The sequence below is a fragment of the Hydrogenophaga sp. UC242_50 genome (assembly GCF_042697355.1).
In the GTDB taxonomy this organism is placed as follows: domain Bacteria; phylum Pseudomonadota; class Gammaproteobacteria; order Burkholderiales; family Burkholderiaceae_C; genus Hydrogenophaga.
In genome coordinates this window covers 5,090,135-5,105,665 of the sequence record NZ_CP170553.1, presented here as the reverse complement: position 1 = coordinate 5,105,665, position 15,531 = coordinate 5,090,135, and the positions used below count along the sequence as shown (strand labels likewise).

General features: G+C 68.8%; 16 protein-coding genes and 2 pseudogenes. 3 read left to right on the top strand and 15 right to left on the bottom strand.

Annotated elements, in window-relative coordinates; all coding sequences use genetic code 11:
• Nucleotides 1–17: 17 nt before the first annotated feature.
• Nucleotides 18–833 carry an ABC transporter permease gene (locus tag ACFJGX_RS26040; protein WP_382327354.1) on the bottom strand — a complete coding sequence of 272 codons (816 nt, stop codon included), beginning with the start codon at nt 831–833 and terminating at the stop codon, nt 18–20.
• Between ACFJGX_RS26040 and ACFJGX_RS26035 the strand changes: the two genes are divergently transcribed.
• On the top strand, nt 832–1,023 hold the full coding sequence (locus tag ACFJGX_RS26035; RefSeq protein ID WP_382327352.1) for a hypothetical protein: 192 nt from the start codon (nt 832–834) through the stop codon (nt 1,021–1,023). The two genes, ACFJGX_RS26040 and ACFJGX_RS26035, sit on opposite strands and share 2 nt — an antisense overlap.
• A 14-nt stretch (nt 1,024–1,037) precedes the next feature.
• Here the strand turns inward: ACFJGX_RS26035 and ACFJGX_RS26030 are convergent, their stop codons facing one another.
• From ACFJGX_RS26030 to ACFJGX_RS25990, 9 genes and pseudogenes are all read right to left on the bottom strand, one after another.
• Nucleotides 1,038–1,814, bottom strand: coding sequence for an enoyl-CoA hydratase/isomerase family protein (locus tag ACFJGX_RS26030; protein ID WP_382323305.1), 777 nt, complete (start codon nt 1,812–1,814; stop codon nt 1,038–1,040).
• Between the two features lie 2 nt (nt 1,815–1,816).
• Entirely contained in the window at nt 1,817–3,046 is a 1,230-nt protein-coding gene (locus tag ACFJGX_RS26025; protein ID WP_382323306.1) for a CaiB/BaiF CoA transferase family protein, read from the bottom strand.
• Nucleotides 3,036–3,770, bottom strand: coding sequence for an ABC transporter ATP-binding protein (locus ACFJGX_RS26020; RefSeq protein WP_382323307.1), 735 nt, complete (start codon nt 3,768–3,770; stop codon nt 3,036–3,038). The genes ACFJGX_RS26025 and ACFJGX_RS26020 overlap by 11 nt, the downstream gene beginning before the upstream one ends.
• On the bottom strand, nt 3,767–4,150 hold the full coding sequence (locus ACFJGX_RS26015; RefSeq protein WP_382328813.1) for an ATP-binding cassette domain-containing protein: 384 nt from the start codon (nt 4,148–4,150) through the stop codon (nt 3,767–3,769). Before ACFJGX_RS26015 ends, ACFJGX_RS26020 begins: the two co-directional genes overlap by 4 nt.
• 118 nt (nt 4,151–4,268) lie before the next feature.
• Nucleotides 4,269–4,526: pseudogene (locus ACFJGX_RS26010) on the bottom strand (ATP-binding cassette domain-containing protein); the annotation flags it as partial.
• A gap of 2 nt (nt 4,527–4,528) precedes the next feature.
• A complete protein-coding gene (locus tag ACFJGX_RS26005; RefSeq protein ID WP_382323309.1) occupies nt 4,529–5,479 on the bottom strand; it encodes a branched-chain amino acid ABC transporter permease in 951 nt (316 codons plus the stop codon).
• Nucleotides 5,479–6,384 carry a branched-chain amino acid ABC transporter permease gene (locus ACFJGX_RS26000; protein ID WP_382327350.1) on the bottom strand — a complete coding sequence of 302 codons (906 nt, stop codon included), beginning with the start codon at nt 6,382–6,384 and terminating at the stop codon, nt 5,479–5,481. The genes ACFJGX_RS26005 and ACFJGX_RS26000 overlap by 1 nt, the downstream gene beginning before the upstream one ends.
• Before the next feature lie 24 nt (nt 6,385–6,408).
• On the bottom strand, nt 6,409–7,710 hold the full coding sequence (locus tag ACFJGX_RS25995) for an ABC transporter substrate-binding protein (protein ID WP_382323311.1): 1,302 nt from the start codon (nt 7,708–7,710) through the stop codon (nt 6,409–6,411).
• A gap of 70 nt (nt 7,711–7,780) precedes the next feature.
• Complete coding sequence (locus ACFJGX_RS25990; RefSeq protein ID WP_382327348.1) at nt 7,781–9,064, bottom strand: hydroxymethylglutaryl-CoA reductase, degradative; 1,284 nt, start codon at nt 9,062–9,064, stop codon at nt 7,781–7,783.
• Between the two features lie 175 nt (nt 9,065–9,239).
• On the opposite strand from ACFJGX_RS25990, the gene ACFJGX_RS25985 reads away from it, so the two are divergent.
• Nucleotides 9,240–10,643 carry a PLP-dependent aminotransferase family protein gene (locus ACFJGX_RS25985; protein ID WP_382327346.1) on the top strand — a complete coding sequence of 468 codons (1,404 nt, stop codon included), beginning with the start codon at nt 9,240–9,242 and terminating at the stop codon, nt 10,641–10,643.
• Between the two features lie 52 nt (nt 10,644–10,695).
• On the opposite strand, the gene ACFJGX_RS25980 is transcribed toward ACFJGX_RS25985, so the two are convergent.
• Nucleotides 10,696–11,484 carry an AraC family transcriptional regulator gene (locus tag ACFJGX_RS25980; RefSeq protein WP_382323314.1) on the bottom strand — a complete coding sequence of 263 codons (789 nt, stop codon included), beginning with the start codon at nt 11,482–11,484 and terminating at the stop codon, nt 10,696–10,698.
• Nucleotides 11,485–11,582: 98 nt separating this feature from the next.
• Between ACFJGX_RS25980 and ACFJGX_RS25975 the strand changes: the two are divergent.
• Nucleotides 11,583–12,270, top strand: a pseudogene (locus ACFJGX_RS25975) (MSMEG_1061 family FMN-dependent PPOX-type flavoprotein).
• Between the two features lie 55 nt (nt 12,271–12,325).
• Here ACFJGX_RS25975 and ACFJGX_RS25970 read toward each other — a convergent pair.
• The 4 genes from ACFJGX_RS25970 to ACFJGX_RS25955 form a co-directional block, all read right to left on the bottom strand.
• Nucleotides 12,326–12,805: a YbaN family protein gene (locus tag ACFJGX_RS25970; RefSeq protein WP_382323316.1), complete on the bottom strand. Its 480-nt coding sequence runs from the start codon at nt 12,803–12,805 to the stop codon at nt 12,326–12,328.
• A 10-nt stretch (nt 12,806–12,815) separates the two neighbouring features.
• On the bottom strand, nt 12,816–13,529 hold the full coding sequence (gene gspN, locus ACFJGX_RS25965; protein ID WP_382327344.1) for a type II secretion system protein N: 714 nt from the start codon (nt 13,527–13,529) through the stop codon (nt 12,816–12,818).
• Between the two features lie 136 nt (nt 13,530–13,665).
• On the bottom strand, nt 13,666–14,892 hold the full coding sequence (locus ACFJGX_RS25960; protein ID WP_382327343.1) for a tetratricopeptide repeat protein: 1,227 nt from the start codon (nt 14,890–14,892) through the stop codon (nt 13,666–13,668).
• The gene (locus tag ACFJGX_RS25955) at nt 14,889–15,512 is read right to left on the bottom strand and encodes a biliverdin-producing heme oxygenase (protein ID WP_382323320.1); all 624 of its coding nucleotides are present in this window, start codon (nt 15,510–15,512) and stop codon (nt 14,889–14,891) included. The genes ACFJGX_RS25960 and ACFJGX_RS25955 overlap by 4 nt, the downstream gene beginning before the upstream one ends.
• Nucleotides 15,513–15,531 lie beyond the last annotated feature (19 nt).

The window sequence follows — 15,531 nt, the reverse complement described above, 5'->3', positions numbered from 1 at the left end:
GGACGGCGCGCGAGCCTTCAGATGTCGCCCTGCTGGGCGGTCTGCTCGTCGCGCGGGTTGAGCAGGCTGTCGAAGATCAGGGCAGCCAGCAGGATCGAACTCTTCACGACGTTCTGCACCGTGTACTGCACGTTCATAATGGTCATGCCATTGAGCAGCACCCCGATCAGCAGGGTGCCGATGATCACGTTGCGCACACCGCCCTTGCCGCCGCTCAGGCCGATGCCACCGAGCACGACCACCAGGATCACGTCGTAGATCAGGGTGGAGTTGACGATGCGCGTGTTCATGCCGGAGACCGAGGCGGCCGTGACCAGCCCGCCGATGCAACCGATCAGCGAGGCCACGCCGTACTGCAGCACCACCATGGGCCGCACGGGAATGCCGGTGATGCGCGCGGCCAGGTGGTTGTCGCCCAGGGCGTACACGAAACGCCCGGCGCGGGTGTGGCGCAGAAACACGTGGCCCGCCAGTGCCACCGCCAGGAACAGCCACACCGGCATCGGTATGCCCAGCATCTCGCCCTGGCCGATCCGCGTGAACCAGAGGACGTCCTCGGGCGCGGGCACCACGTCGGAGGGGATCAGCTTCAACCGCCCCAGGCCATAGATGAAGGTTCCCATGGCCAGCGTGGAGAACAGCGCCGGGATGTCGGCATAGGCGATCAGCACCCCGTTGACGAGTCCGACACCGATGGCAAAGAGCAGGCCACAGGCGATGGCCTGGCCCATGGGCATGCCACTGCCGGCCAGCGCCAGCGTCCAGGCGACCGAGATCGCCATCGTCGCCACCAGCGACAGATCGATGCCGCGACCGATCACCACCAGCGCCATGCGCCAGCCCCAGGATCCCCAGCACGGAGACGCTGCGCACCAGCGAGAGGATGTTGTCCTGCGTCGCAAAGCCCGGCAGGAAAGCCGCGAACAGCGCGAACAGCGCGACCGCCAGGCTCAGGACGATGCGCTCCTGCGTGAACCCGTGCTGGAGGCGGCGCCAGCCCATGGCGGCGCGGCCGGGGGGTGATGAAGAGGTACGGTTCATGGTGGTGGCGTGCGGTAGTCGACGCGCTCGCCGCGCGCGAAGGCGGCCAGCCCACGCCGGGCGTCGCTGCTGGTGAAGGCGGCCTGGCCCAGCACGGCTTCTCGCCGGAACGCGCTGTCCAGGGGCAGGTCCGCCAGTTCGCGCACGGCCTGCTTGGTCACGGCCAGGGCGCTGGCGCTCAGGCGCGAGATGCGCTCAGCCAGCCCGAGCGTGGTGGGCATCAGTTCATCGGGCTCGACCACTTGGTTGAGCACACCCATGCGCAGCAGGTCGGCAGCGGAAAAACGCCCGGCGGTCAACAGCAGTTCCATGGCGTGTGCGTGGCCGACCTGGCGCGTGAGCCGGGCCAGCGTGCCGCCGGCGGGCACGATGCCCAGCGACACCTCGGGCAGGCTGAACTGCGCCGTGTGGGCCGCGATGCGGATGTCCGTCGCCAGCATGATCTCGAAGCCGCCGCCCATGCACAGCCCGTTGATGGCACCGATGATGGGCTTGTCGATGTGCACGTGCTTGAGGTGGGCGGCGTCCCAGGCCGAGATGTCGATCTCGTTGCGCGCCAGCGCAGGAATGGATTCGGTGAGATCGGCGCCGACGCAGAAGGCGCGCTCGCCTGCGCCGGTGAGCACGATCACCCGCACCGCATCGTCCTGCCCCGCCTGCGCGAACGCGCGGCCCAGGTCGTCGTACATCGCCAGGGTGAGCGCATTGAGCTTGGCCGGCCGGTCGAACCGGATCACGGCGGTCGCGTCGATGGTGTCGTAAGCAATGCCCATGGTCAGATCACGCCTTGCGCGCGCAACCGGTCGATGTGGCCGGCCTCCAGCGCCATCCACTGCGCGTACACCAGTTCGTTGTGCTCGCCGACCAGGGGAACCCTCGCGCCTTCCTGAGGCGCCATCGCCGACAGATGGACCGCCGAGCCGAACACCTGCGCCTGCGTCGCCCCATAGTCCACCGGCCGGATCATGCCTCGCGCGGCCATGTGCGGATCGGCCACCACCTCGGCGATGTCCTTGATGGGTGTCATGGGAAAGCGGTCGGCCGCCAGCTCTTCGAGTTCCTGCTTGGTGCGGCTGGCGCACCAGCCATTCACGATCGGCCGCACGCGCCGCTCATACACGTCGGGCGCAAAACGTTTTTCCATCGAGTCGATTTCCGGATCGGCCGCGAGCTCGGGGTGACCGAACGCGCGGCAGGCTTCCTGCCAGAACTTGTCGGTGTAGGCGCCGAAGAACACGTGACCGTCCCGGCAGGCGTACCGCCCATAGGGTCGCACGAAGGGATGGTCATTGCCCAGTGGCTCCGCCACCTTGCCTGCAGCCGTGTAGTTCACCACCGCATTCTCGGTCAGCGTGAACACCGAGTCCTGTTGCGAGACGTCGACCAACTGACCCAGGCCCTGGGCCTCGGCCTGGCGCAGTGCGGCCAGCGTGCCGAAGGCCGCGTACAGCGACGCGGCGAGGTCCCCGATGATGGTGCCCACCCGCATCGGCTCGCCGGGTGCGCCGTTCATGGACCACAGGCCACCCGCGGCCTGCGCGCTGTTGTCGAACGCCGGCCGCGAGGCGTGGGGACCGGTCTGGCCGAAACCGCTGATGGCGGTGAACACCATGCGCGGGTTCACCGCGTGCAGCGCCTCGAAACCCAAGCCCAGCTTGTGCATGGTGCCGGGCCGGAAGTTCTCGACCAGGATGTCGGCGCGCTCGACCAACCGCAGGAACAGCTCGCGCCCCTCAGGCGCCTTCAGATCGAGCGTGATGCCGAACTTGTGCCGGTTGTACTGCGCGAAGAAGCCGCTGCGCTCCTCGTCGCCAGCGCGCACCATGGGGGGAAAGGTGCGCACGTAGTCGGGGTCATGGGGGTTCTCGATCTTGATGACCGTGGCCCCGAGGTCGGCCAGCATCATGGTGCAGTAGGGCCCGGCCACCACGCGGGTGAGGTCCAGGACGATCACCCCTTTCAGCGGCCCCTCGCGGGTGGGCAGGGCGTTCAGGTCAGGTGCCATGGAAAAACTCTCCGATTGAATCTGGGGTCAGCGCGGTCGCGTGCAACGGGCCGATACCGTCGGGGTGAAGCAGGGACACGCTGCCGCGCTCGATGTTCAGCGTGCGGCTCTGCACCCCCTCCAGCAGCGCGGCGTTCGACTCCGTCACCACCACGCACAGTTCGGGTCGCGTGCCGCGAAGCGCCCTGAGCGCGTCGCCGTACTGGCGCGCCAGCGCCGGCGCCAGGCCCTGGAACGGCTCGTCCAGCAGCACGAAGCGCGTGCCGACCATGAGCGCGCGCCCCAGAGCGACGATCTTTCCCTGCCCGCCGGAGAGCGCCGCGCCCGAGCGCGAGAGCAGCGGTTCGAGCTGGGGCACCACCGCGAGCACGCTCTCGATGCGCCGCTCGATCTCGCTGGGCGCCACCCGCAGCACGTCGCAGGGCAGCGTCACGTTCTCCCTGACGGTCAGGGTCGGCAGAATCACGCGGTCTTCCGGCGCATAGCCGAAGCCCAGGGTCGCGCGCTGGTGCGCGGGCTGCGCTGCCATGTCCACGCCATCGAGCAGCAGGCGCCCGGAACGGGGCCGGACCAGCCCCATGATCGCGCGCAGCAGCGTGGTCTTGCCGGCACCATTGCGCCCGACCACGGCCACGGTCTGCCCCGCTTCCAGGGCCACGTTCACGCCCCGCAGCACCGCATGGCCCGCCAGGTCGACGTTCAGCGATTCGATTGCAAGTTTCATCTCTCCCCCAGAACTTCGCGCCGGATGACGGGATCGGCGAAAACAGCCTTCGGCGCGCCGTCGGCGGCAATGCGGCCATCGATCCACGCCGCCACGCGGGTGGCGTACTGCAGCACGATGTCGACGTCGTGCTCCACGAACCAGGCCGTGACCTCGCGCTCCTGCAGCGCCCGCATGATGGTTGCCATGACGGCGTGTTTGTCCTCCGAGGCCACGCCGCTGGTGGGCTCGTCCATGATCACCAGTTGCGGCTGCAGCATCAGCGCGATCGCCACATCCAGCAGCTTGCGATGCCCTTCGGGCAACACGGTCACGGGGTCGGCGGCGAAGGGGCCGAGTTCGACCAGCTCGAGCATCGCCGCCACCGCGCGCTGGTCCACCGTGGCCGACAGGGGCGCCAAGCGCGATAGCCGGCCCTGGCGAGCGGCGCTGCGCAGACTGCAGGCATTCCTGCACGGTGTGCTCAAGAAACAGCTGGGGCAGCTGGAACGAACGGCCCACGCCCAGCTGCGCGATGCGGCGCGGGCCCATCGCGGTGACGTCGGCGCCGCCAAAGAAGACCCGGCCGCTGGAGGGCTTGAGGTACCCGGTGCAGATGTTGATGAAGGTGGTCTTGCCGGCGCCGTTGGCGCCGATCACGGCGAGCCGCTCGCCGCGCTGCAGCTCGAAGTCGATGCCATCGGCCGCCGTGACGCCGCCGAACTTCAACGTCAGGGCCGTGGTGCGCAGCAGGGGCTCGCCAGAAGGGGCGTTCATCCTCATTCCTTGCGCTCCCGTTGCGCGCGATCGCGCTGGATCCAACCCATCAGGCCGCGCGGAGCAAAGAAGATCACGGCGATGAGGGTGGTGCCCAGCAGGATCTGCCAGGCGTTGGTGAAGTAGGCGGCGGCCACGAGCTTGATGACCTCGAACACGCCGGCCCCCAGGAAGGCGCCCAGCGCATGGCCCGCGCCGCCCAGGATGGCGATGAACACGTACTCGCCCGAGCGGATCCAGTAGCCGCTCTCCGGCGTGACCAGGCCCTGCACCAGCGCCATCAGCGAGCCGGAGAGCCCGACCAGGGCCGACGAGATGACATAGCCCTCGGCCAGCGAGCGGCGAGCCGATATGCCGATGTACTCCAGACGCGTTTCGTTGGTCTTGATGGCCGCCATCATCTGGCCGGCGGCGGAGGCGAAGTAGCGCTGCACCAGCCAGGCCACAGCGATCGCCAGGCCCAGCGCCAGCACCATCACGGTGAGCTCGAAGGTGCTGCGGTCCAGCGCCATGCCGAGGATCGGCGGGCGCTCGAAGCGCAGCCCGTCGGTGCCACCGGTCCAGTGGTAGAGCTTGCCGGCCAGGGCGAACAGCACCATCGAGATGCCCAGGTTGAGCATGCCGAAGAAGATGCCGCGGTAGCGCGACAGGAAGGCAGCGGCCAGCGTGCCAGCCAGCACGCTCGCCAGCACGCCTCCGAGCACGATGAACGCCGCGTCCACCGAGGGGTGAGCGCGCGCGGCAAAGGCCACCGCATAACCGCCGATGGCGGCGTACATGGCATGGCCGAACGAGACCTGGCCAGCGCGCATCAGCACGGTCAGGCCCAGGGCCGCCATGCCGTAGCTCAGGAACGTGATCACCGGCACACGCAGCCAGGGCAGCGCGACACCGAGGATCAGCAGACCGGCGGCCGCCAGGGCCAGCAGAAGGGAAAAACCGGACAACCTCATCAGATCCTCCGCGTCGCCGCGACCGTGAACAGGCCGTTGGGCCGGATCAGCAGCACCAGCACCATCATGAGATAGGGCATCACGACCTCGAGCTCGGGCAGGGTGTAGACCGCCATCGATCGGGCCAGGCCGATCAGCACCGCCGCCACCAGGGCACCGGTGATCTGGCCCAGGCCTGCGGTGGCGATCACGGCGAACGAGGTGACGATCATCTCGGCCCCCAGGCCCGGCACGAACGAGGTCATGGGCACCGACAGCGCGCCACCCAGCGCACCCAGCATGCCCGCCAGTGCGAAGGTGAGCGTGCCCACGCGCGCCGCGTTGATGCCCAGCGCCGTCGCGGCCTCGCGGTGGTGGATGATGGCCACGATCTGCTTGCCCGCCACCGAGTGCCGCAGCAGGAACTGCAGCCCCCCGTAGGCCAGCAGCGCCACCGCCGGCACCAGCATCAGCTGGTAGTTCATGAAGGTGACACCCAGCAGCTCCGAAGTGCCCAGGCGCGAGGCGATCTCTCCCGAGTTCACCGGCGTGGCACCCCAGACCATGCGCTGCACATCCTCCAGCACCATGAAGGCGCCGAAGGTCACGAGCAGCTGCAGCACAGGATCGCGGTCCTGGAAATGCCGCAGCAGGCCGCGCTCGAGCAAGGCGCCCAGCGCCGCGCCGACCACGATCGACGACACGAAGAGCGCAGCCACCAGCATCCACGTGGGTGGCGCCTGCGGCATGAGCCAGGCGACCAGGCTCGCGGCGCTATAGCCACCGATGGCGTACAGGCTGCCGTGCGCCACGTTGATCACGCCGAAGACGCCGCAGATCAGGGTCAGGCCCAGGGAAATGAGGAACAGCAATCCCGCGTAGGACAGTCCATCCACCACGGCCAGCAGAAACAGATTCAGGTTCATCGACAGTGCGGCAGCGCCCGTTCCTCAGCGACCCACTCGCTTGATCTGCGGGTGGTCGATCAGCGACGGCTTGAGCGTCTTGACCCAGTCGACCGATTTCTGGCCCACCGGTGCGGTGGCGATCTCGGCCGGGTAGTAGAAGAGCTCGCCCACGATGGGGAAGGGGTATGCCGGGTCGTTGCGGGTGACGCCATACAGCTGGCCCTGCAGGGCCTGCCCATCCTCGCGCAGGCGGATCGGGCGCGACAGGCCCCGGTACTCCAGCTTCTGCAGTGCCGTCACGACCTGCTCGGTGCTCGGCCACTGGCCCTTGTTGGCGGCGATGGCCTGGCGGTAGGCACTGGTGGCCGCCTTCAGCGCCTGGATCATGTGGTAGACGGCGAAGTTGGGATAGGCCCCTGTGCGCGCCTTGAAGCGCTGGACGAAGGCCTTGGCCTCGGGGTCGTTCTGGAACTCGGGATCGGCGAAGTAGCCGTCGCCCACGAAGCCGACGATGACGCCGGGAGGCACGGCGTTGCCCAGCCGCTCCAGGGACGAATCGGCCAGCGGCAGCACGAACTGCGAGGTCTTGAGCAGGCCGCGCTGGGAGGCCTGGCGCAGGAAGGTGTCGAGATCACCGCCCCAGGCCGTGGTGAGCACCACGTCAGGCCTGAGGGCCTGCAGGCGCGTGACCTCGGTGGAGAAGTCGGGCGCGCCGAACTTGGGGAACATCTCGGCCACGACCTTGACGTCCGGCCGCAGCGCGGCGAGCGTGTGGCGGAAGATCTCCCAGGAGTCTCGGCCCCATGCGTAGTCCTGGTTCACCACCGCGATGGTCTTGAAGTCTGGCTTGACCTTGAGCAGGTGCAGCACGGCCGCGACCATCTCCATGGTGGCGTTGGGGCCGGTGCGGAACACGTACATGTAGCGGCGCTCCTCGAGCACCTTCTCGGTGGAACACTCCCACAGGATGTTGATGACCTTGAGGTCTTCCGCCACCGGGGCCAGTGCATTGCAGTAGCCGCTGGAGATCGCCGAGAGCATCAGCTTCTCGCCGGGCTCCTGCGCCAGGCGGCGGTATTCCGAGAGGAACTTGTCTGCACCCTGCCCTTCATCGATCCAGGTCGGCTTGAGCTTGACGCCATCGATGCCGCCGGCGGCGTTGAAGTCCTCGATCCACATGTCTGCCGCGACCTTCGCCGGCGTGCCCAGCACCGAGGCCGGGCCGGTCATGAAGGTGCTCATGCCGAGCTTGAGCTCGGCCGGTTTGGCGCTCTGCGCAAACGACGCGCTCGCCAACGCCAGCAGGCCGATGCCTGCCGCGAGGAATCTGGTGAAACGTTTCATTCCAATGTCTCCTTGTGCTTGTTGAAATCCAGGCGGGGGCAGCCGCTGGGCGGCCCCGGGGGTCGGCGCGTCAGCGCCGCTTCTCGGCGAGAAGTTCGACCGCGAGATCCATGCGAACGTCGCGGGCGGCCGCCAGGCGCTGTGCCACCCAGTCGATTTCCTCGCCCGTGGCGCCTGCGGCGAGCGCGATGTTGCGCGCGTGCAGGGCCATGTGCGCACGCTGGATGCCCTCGGTGGCAGGCGCGCGCATGGCGGCCATGTTCTGGGCCAGTCCGACCGCCGCGATCACCTCGCCCAGTTCTTCCGCGCTCGCCACGTTCATGACCTTGAGCGCCAGGCGAGCCAGCGGGTGTGTCTTGGTGGCGCCACCGACCAGGCCCACCGGCATCGGCAACTCGATCGAGCCGACCAGGTCGCCGTTGTTGGCGCGCTCCCAGCAGGTCAGCGAGGTGTAGCGACCGCTGCGGCAGGCGTAGGCGTGCGCGCCCGCCTCCACCGCCCGCCAGTCGTTGCCCGTGGCCACGACCACGGGATCGATGCCATTCATGATGCCCTTGTTGTGGGTCGCCGCGCGGTAGGGGTCCACCGCCGCGAAGGTGTAGGCGTCGAGAATGCCGTCCACCACCCGCTCACCCGCGAAGTCCCGGGTCGCCAGCGTGGACGCCGAAACCCGCAGGCTGGCACGCGCCACGCGCAGGTCGGCCAGGTTGGACAGGATGCGCAGGCGCACCGAACCGCCCGTGATCTGCTCGATGCGGCCGGCCACCGCCTCGGCCATGGTGTTCACCGTGTTCGCGCCCATTGCGTCGCGCACGTCGACGATCAGGTGAGCCACCACCATGGGGCCGCGCGGCGTGTCGGGAAACACGTGGACCTCGACGTCGCGGCAGCCGCCGCCCAGGCCGATGAGCACCTTGTCGCGGCTGTTGGCGATCTCGATGATTTCCTGGCGGTGGCGCAGGATGGTCTGGCGCGCACCCAGCGGATCGGACACGCCGATCACCTGCACCTGCGCTCGCATCAAGGGCCCCGAGCTGGAGGTCTGGAAGCCGCCCCCTTCGCGCACCAGTTTGGCCATGAAGGACGCTGCCGCCACCACCGAAGGCTCCTCGACCACCATGGGCACGAGCACGTCCTTGCCGTTGAGCTGGAAGTAGCCCGCCACCGCCAGCGGCAGCTCGTAGGTCCCGATCACGTTTTCGATCATGCCGTCCGCGGTGCCCAGCGGCAGCGCGCCGGGCGTGTGGATGGACGCCACTTCGGCCGGCGTCAGGCCGGCCTTCCGGGCAATGACCTCCAGCCGTTGCGACGGCGTCAGGGAACGGAAACCGGGAAGGGTCGAATCGATCGGCATGGGCGTGAAATCCTGAAGCAATTGGGATACAGTGGCGCCGACTATAGGCAAACCGTCTGGCTCCAAATAGGTACAGTTTGAGCAGACACTTTTAAAACTGTCTCAGGACAATTCTGGCGACCAGATGCCCTCAGGAAGCTCAGGGGCTGGGACATGCAGAGCAGGGAAAACACCAATGCAACCCACTCTCTCGAATGCGAACCAGGTGGCCAGCGACTTGCGCCAGCAGATCACCGACGGAACCTGCGCGATCGGCGAACGGCTTCCCTCGATCCGCCGCCTCGTGGCGCAGTACGGCTTCTCGAAGAACACCATCGTCGACGCCTACGAGCGGCTCATCGCCAGCGGACATGTGGAGGCGCGGCGCGGCTCGGGCTACTACGTCAGCCAGCGATCCGCAGAGCCGCCGGCGGAGGACGAGCCGAGCTCGCTGGACCGCGCGCTGGACTCGGTCTGGATGATGCGCGAGCAACTCAACAACGACCCGCAGCACCTCGCCGTGGGCCATGGCATTCCACCGGGGCAGTGGCTGGCCGACAACCGGCTCGAGCGCATCCAGCAGCGGGTCTCGCGCGTGGCGCTGGAGTCGATGTTCCAGTACGGTAACCCGTACGGCTACCGCCCCCTGCGCGACCTGCTGGAGCGCAAGCTCGCGGGCTTCAGCATCCAGGCACGCGCCAACCAGATCGTGCTGACCTTCGGCGCGAACGAGGCCCTGGACATCGTGGTGCGCTGCCTGATGCGCCCGGGCGACATCGCCCTGGTGGACGAGCCCGGCTACTACCCGCTCTACGGCAAGCTGCGCCTGCACGGCACCACCGTGGTCGGCGTGCCGCGCGAGGCCGACGGCCCCGACGTCGCGACCTTCGAGCGACTGGTGGCAACCACCAAGGCCAAGGTGTTCTTCACGCAGTCGGTGGGCCAGAACCCGACCGGCTCCGACATCTCCCCGGCCAAGGCGTTTCGCCTGCTGCAGGTGGCGGAGAAATACGGCGTGACCATCGTCGAGAACGACGCGGTGGCCGATCTCAAGCCGACGGCGGTCTCGCGCCTGAGCAGCCTGGACCAGCTGCGCCGCACGGTGTACATCGGCAGCTTCACCAAATCCGTGGCGGCCGCGCTGCGGGTCGGCTTCATTGCCGCCGACGCCGGCCTCGCCGAGCGCCTCGCGGACGTGAAGATGCTGGTGCACGTCAGCACCTCGGAGTACGCCGAGCGCACCGTGGATGCGGTGCTGCGCGCGCCCGAGCATCCCCGGCAGCTGGTGCAGCTGCAACAGCAGGTCGAGCGCGCCACGCGGCATGCCGCCAAGGTGCTGACGGGGCTGGGCGCCAACCTCTTCTGCACCCCGTCGCACACCCTCTACCTGTGGGCGGAGTTTCCGTGGGCCCCGGATTCCCTGGCGCTTGCAAAGAACCTGTTGAAGGACAAGGTGGCGCTCGCCCCGGGTGCCTTTTTCGGGATTGATGCAAGGCACGTCAGCGCATGGAGTCGCTACAACGTGGGCTATGTGGTCGACCCCAAGTTTGCGAGATCGATGCTTCAATACCGCCCTCGGAAGTCCACCCCGGGACCCTGAACCCATGCCCATCGGGCGCGCTGGACAGGGCCCGGGACGGCCCTGCCTCGGATCAAAGCCGTGCCCGGTAGGCCGTCGGCGTCTCCCCAAACGTGCGCCGGAACAGCCCGATGAACGCGCTGGCGGTCGAATAGCCAAGGTCGAGCGCGATGGCCGTCACGGAGGTGCCCGCCGCGAGCATCTCCAGCGACCGCATCAGGCGGGCACGCTGCCGCCACGCCGTGAAGTTGAAGCCGGTCTCGGCGACGAACCGCCGACTCAGCGTGCGCGAGCTGATGGCGGCCCAGTCCGCCCAGCGTTCCAGGTCCCGGTCGTCCGCCGGGTCGGCGATCAGCGCCTGCGCGATGCGCTGCAGGCGCGCATCGCGCGGCAGCGGCAACCCGAAGGGCTCGACCGGCAGGCTGCGGATTTCCGCCAGGATCACCGCCGCCACGTGCAGGCGGGCGGCGTCCAGCGGCGCCAACGGGTCCGCGTTCCAGGTGCACGCCCGCAGCACGGCCTCGCGCAGCAAGCCCGAGGTGCGGATCGTGCAGGCACGCTGCGGCAGGTCCACGCAGGCGGGTTCGGCAACGTAGACGCTCCAGCCATGGAAAGGCCCGTGCGACCGGCCTGAATGCACCGTGTGCGGCGGCAACCACACGGCATGGATGGCCGGGACGATCCACACCCCGTCCGCGACCCCCACCGACAGCAGACCGCGCAGCGAGCCAAACAGCTGGCCGCGCGCATGGTGGTGCGGGCCAGACGCCAGTTCATGGCTCTGGCTTCCCTGCGCCGCGACCACGACCGGTCCCGCCGACGTGTCGACGAAATCGCGCAGCTGCCCTATCGGGTCGGACATGTTGGATTGGCGGATACGAGGTATTGAATGGCCGATGCAGTCTACAGCCGCCAATGGCTTGGTCCTTACGCTGGAGCCTTTCATCAGGAGATCGACCCATGCAGGCACAGGACATCCTCCCGGACAGCACCAACGAAGTCCCCATCAACGGCACCACCCTCACGGACAGGCCGGACCTGGACGCGCTCTACGCGGCGCCCTCCGACATGATCCAGAAAGCGGTGCTGGACCGCCTGGTGGATTTCCACCTGGACTACCTCAAGGTCGCCACCTTCTTTTGCCTGGCGCACGGGCAGTGAGCGCGGGCTGGACGCTTCGCCGCGCGGTGGCCCGCCCGGCTTCGTCCATGTGCTCGACCCGCACACCGTCGCCTTCGCCGACTGGCCCGGCAACAACCGCATCGAGTCGATGCGCAACCTGGAGCACGACGACCGGCTGGGCATGGTGTTCCTGTTCCCCGGCCTGGAGATCTTCCTTCGCATCAACGGCCGGGGCCGCGTCTCCACCGCTGCGGACCTTCTCGCCGACCTGCGCGAAGGCGAGCGGATGCCCAAGACCGCCACGGTGGTGCAGATCGACGAGGTGCTGCTGCATTGCGGCAAAGCCATCAACCGCGCCGGGCTGTGGAAAGACAGCGCCCGGCTCGACCGCGACGCGCTGCCGACGGTGGGGCGCATGATGGCTTCGCTCGCCAGGCTGGGCGATGCCTCGGCCGAAATCCCCGCGGCCCAGGTCGAACAGATCAATGCGCACTACGACCATTCGGTTCGGCATGACCTGTACTGACGCAGCGGTCCTGCGACAGCGCCGGCGCGCTGAAACAGACGAAGCCCGCCCGACATCAGGTCTTCTCCTGGGTCGCACCCTCCGCGCTGGCTTCCTCGTGCCGCCCGGCCGGCCCGGGTTCGGGCCGCCGCCACAGCCAGATCAGCACGGTCCCCATGCTCCCCAGGGACAGACACACCACCCAGACCGGCGCGGCCGTCAGGGGCAAGAGGAGCGCGCACAGGCCCATCACCCGTGTGGCGCTGCGCTTGGCGCGCCGGCTCACCGTGCCGCCGTTCTGCCAATCCTTCAGCATCGGTCCGAAGAGGCTGTGTGCCATCAGCCAGCCGTGCAGCTGGGGCGAACTGCGCGCGGCCGCCCACGCCGCCAGCAGAATGAACACCGTGGTGGGCATGCCGGGCACCACCACGCCGATGAGCCCCAGCACCAGACACAGCAGCGCGAAGGCCGCCAGCAGCCAGCGCGCAGGCCCCCGGGTCTGCGGCGGCGAAACAGGACGAGAGGCATCGGGGTCTGCGTGGTCGTGGGCGGGCATGGCGATCTCGTCAACGCAGGATGCGCAAGGCCACCGGTCCGTTGCGGTTGCCGATGAGGTTGAGCACATTGCCCAGGGCCTCGCGCCGCTCTGGTGCGGCCCGCGCACTGCCCTCAAAGCGCAGCTGCCCGCCCACGATCTGCCCTTGTCCGCTCAGTTGCAAGGCCGCCCCCTCCCGCGTGGACAACGCCAGTTGAAGCCCCTCGCGCTCCCGGCTGTCCAGCACCATGCGGTAGCTGCCCAGCGGACGCACCGTGGAAATGCGCGAGCTCACCGACTCCGCATCGAGCACGATGTTCCCCACGAACGCCACGTCTCCCGGCTGCCTGGGTTTCCACTGGATATCCCGGCCCTTGAGCCGCAGCCCACCCTCGAAACCCAGCGTGTTCCAGGGCGTCCCCCATCCGCGCAGCAGAGCGACCGGGCCTTGCCAATCCAGTTCGTCGATGCGCAGCACGGTCCCCCCGTGCTCGCGCTGGGCCACCGCCCGCAGCGGCCGGCGCAGGCAGCAGCTGTGCTCGAGGTGGATGACCATGGCCGGCCCGAGCGCACCCTCGGGCGAGGCGCGCTGCCAGCCCGGGCGCAAGCGCCAGTTCAGCCGCCCGGGCAACGCGGCCGCGTCGCGGCTGCCTTCACCGCCCGTCAACACCACGACGGCCGATCCGTTCCAGAGGGTCCCCTCGGCGTTGGCCAGCAACACCCGCTGGCCGCTGGCCTGGCCCACCCACCCGGTCGCCCATGCGGCGGGAAGAATCCCATCAGCGCCAGGCCCACACCGGCCACGGCACCAAGCACCGGCCACAGCCAGGCCACAGGGACAGTCGGCTCCACGCGGCGTTGCACGCGCCCGTCCAGCGCGCTCAAGGCGCCCCCTTGATCTGCGCGCGGCGAAGCTCGCTGGCGCGTTGGCCGTGGTCCATGGCCTGGCGGGCCTGACCCCGGTTCGTGTAGTAGGCCATCAGGTTGTCGAGCACGGGCAGCAGGCGCGGATCGTCCGGACCCAAGGCACGCTCGAGCAGTTGCAGCGCCTGCAGGTACCGCTGCTCGGCGTCTGCCGGTCGGCGCTGCGCCAAGTCCACGCCGGCCAGTTGATGCAGCACCTGCGCGCGGCCCAGCCAGGCATCCGGCGTTTCGCCCAGGCCGGTGTAGGCCAGCAGCGACGCCTCGTACCCTCGCCGCGCGTCGGTGTACCGCCCTCGCCGCTCGTCCAGCTGCGCCAGGCTGGTGAGGATGTGGGCCTGCGCAAGCCGTGAGGCACCTTGCCGATCGGTACGAACCACGGCCAGCGCCTTCTCGAACCAGGCCTGGGCCGCCGCATCGTCCCGGCTCTGGGCATGCCACAGCGCCAAGGCGTGGTAGTGCAGCACCAGGGCCGGATCGTTCGGGTCGTTCGACTCGCGCAGCGCGAGGGCCTGACGGTGCAAGGCCATCGCCTCTTCCTGGCGACCTTCGACCTGCAGCGCCTGCGCCTGGCGGGTGAGTGCAGCCACCCGAACGGCATCGGATGCGGGCTCGGCTTCGTCCAGCAAACGCCGGTTGTAGACCTGCGCCTGAGCGGCTTGGCCCAGCTCGGTGTGGACGTCCACCAGGGCCGTCAAAGCCCGCTGGCGCCAGCCATGGACGCTCTCGTCACGAGGCGTTCGCGCGTGCAGCGTGTCGGCCATGCGCAACCCGCGCTCGTACAGGCCCATGGCCTCCTGCAAGTGCCCCGCGGCTTCCAGCGACTCACCCAGGTTCATCGCCACCGCCAGTGTGTTGGGGTGCACGCCCAGTGCCCGCTCGTTCACGCCCAGGGCTTCGCGCAAGAGCGCGATGGCCTCCTCTGGCTGGCCCTGCGCCTGCCGGATCAATGCCAGCAGGTTCAGGCTGCTCGCGACATGGGGCTGGGTGCGCCCCTGGCCGGCAAGGGCTTGATGCAGTGCACGGTCTGCGGCCTTCTCCGCCTTGGCGTACTCGCCCTCGGCGTGGTGCCGGCTGGCCTGCTCGAACTCGCGGCGCCAATCGGCCTCGGATCCCGTGTCGGCCCTGGCGGACAGCAGCCCGCAGACCAGCAGGGCGGCCACACCGATCACGCCAGACCGTGTCATGGAGATGCGGGAAGCAAGGTGCAGTGTCGCTGCACGTGCTGCAGGGCACGCGCAAACGCCGCGTCCGCGCCCTCGTCCACGCGTGCCTCCGAGGCGGGTGCCAGCACCACCTCATCGAGTTGCTCCACGAAATGGCGCCAGTGCTGCGCGCGCCCGTCCGGGTGTGGCGCCAGGTGGCGTGCGCCGTTGCCGCCGTCCAGGCCCAGGGAGGCAACCCGCTTCAGCAGGAAGGCCGCGCCCAGGTTGGAGCCTTCCACCGTGTACAGCCAGCCCAGTGCGGTTGCCTCGTCCACCGGCGCGCCGGCGGCGAACAGCGGCGCCTCCAGCGGTTCAGGCATCGCCACGCCCAGGTCCTGGAGATCCTGTTCGGCCAGCGCCAGGCGGCTGCGCTGGCTCAACTGCGGCAACAGGGCGTTGAGCGCGGGGTTGTCGAACAGCGCCTGCACGTCCCGGTGCAGCAGGTACTGCGCCAGCACGAAGCGACCGTAGTGGTCCTGGCTGGCAAAGGGGTTGAAGGCCATGATGCGCTGGTCCAGCGCTTCGTGCGTGGTTCGCGTGCTCTCCTTGAGCCGTTGGCGGCGGCCGGACGTTGAAGGCGTTCTCGTTGGGGTGGTGGTCATCGGTAGGTCTCGTGGTTCA

What these genes read in the sequence shown, in the direction of transcription:
- ACFJGX_RS26035 (WP_382327352.1), top strand. Translation starts at nt 832, where the DNA reads ATGCGCCAGCCCCAGGATCCCCAGCACGGAGACGCTGCGCACCAGCGA.
- ACFJGX_RS26040 (WP_382327354.1), bottom strand. Translation starts at nt 833, where the DNA reads ATGGCGCTGGTGGTGATCGGTCGCGGCATCGATCTGTCGCTGGTGGCG.
- ACFJGX_RS26030 (WP_382323305.1), bottom strand. Translation starts at nt 1,814, where the DNA reads ATGGGCATTGCTTACGACACCATCGACGCGACCGCCGTGATCCGGTTC.
- ACFJGX_RS26025 (WP_382323306.1), bottom strand. Translation starts at nt 3,046, where the DNA reads ATGGCACCTGACCTGAACGCCCTGCCCACCCGCGAGGGGCCGCTGAAA.
- ACFJGX_RS26020 (WP_382323307.1), bottom strand. Translation starts at nt 3,770, where the DNA reads ATGAAACTTGCAATCGAATCGCTGAACGTCGACCTGGCGGGCCATGCG.
- ACFJGX_RS26005 (WP_382323309.1), bottom strand. Translation starts at nt 5,479, where the DNA reads ATGAGGTTGTCCGGTTTTTCCCTTCTGCTGGCCCTGGCGGCCGCCGGT.
- ACFJGX_RS26000 (WP_382327350.1), bottom strand. Translation starts at nt 6,384, where the DNA reads ATGAACCTGAATCTGTTTCTGCTGGCCGTGGTGGATGGACTGTCCTAC.
- ACFJGX_RS25995 (WP_382323311.1), bottom strand. Translation starts at nt 7,710, where the DNA reads ATGAAACGTTTCACCAGATTCCTCGCGGCAGGCATCGGCCTGCTGGCG.
- ACFJGX_RS25990 (WP_382327348.1), bottom strand. Translation starts at nt 9,064, where the DNA reads ATGCCGATCGATTCGACCCTTCCCGGTTTCCGTTCCCTGACGCCGTCG.
- ACFJGX_RS25985 (WP_382327346.1), top strand. Translation starts at nt 9,240, where the DNA reads ATGCAACCCACTCTCTCGAATGCGAACCAGGTGGCCAGCGACTTGCGC.
- ACFJGX_RS25980 (WP_382323314.1), bottom strand. Translation starts at nt 11,484, where the DNA reads ATGTCCGACCCGATAGGGCAGCTGCGCGATTTCGTCGACACGTCGGCG.
- ACFJGX_RS25970 (WP_382323316.1), bottom strand. Translation starts at nt 12,805, where the DNA reads ATGCCCGCCCACGACCACGCAGACCCCGATGCCTCTCGTCCTGTTTCG.
- ACFJGX_RS25960 (WP_382327343.1), bottom strand. Translation starts at nt 14,892, where the DNA reads ATGACACGGTCTGGCGTGATCGGTGTGGCCGCCCTGCTGGTCTGCGGG.
- ACFJGX_RS25955 (WP_382323320.1), bottom strand. Translation starts at nt 15,512, where the DNA reads ATGACCACCACCCCAACGAGAACGCCTTCAACGTCCGGCCGCCGCCAA.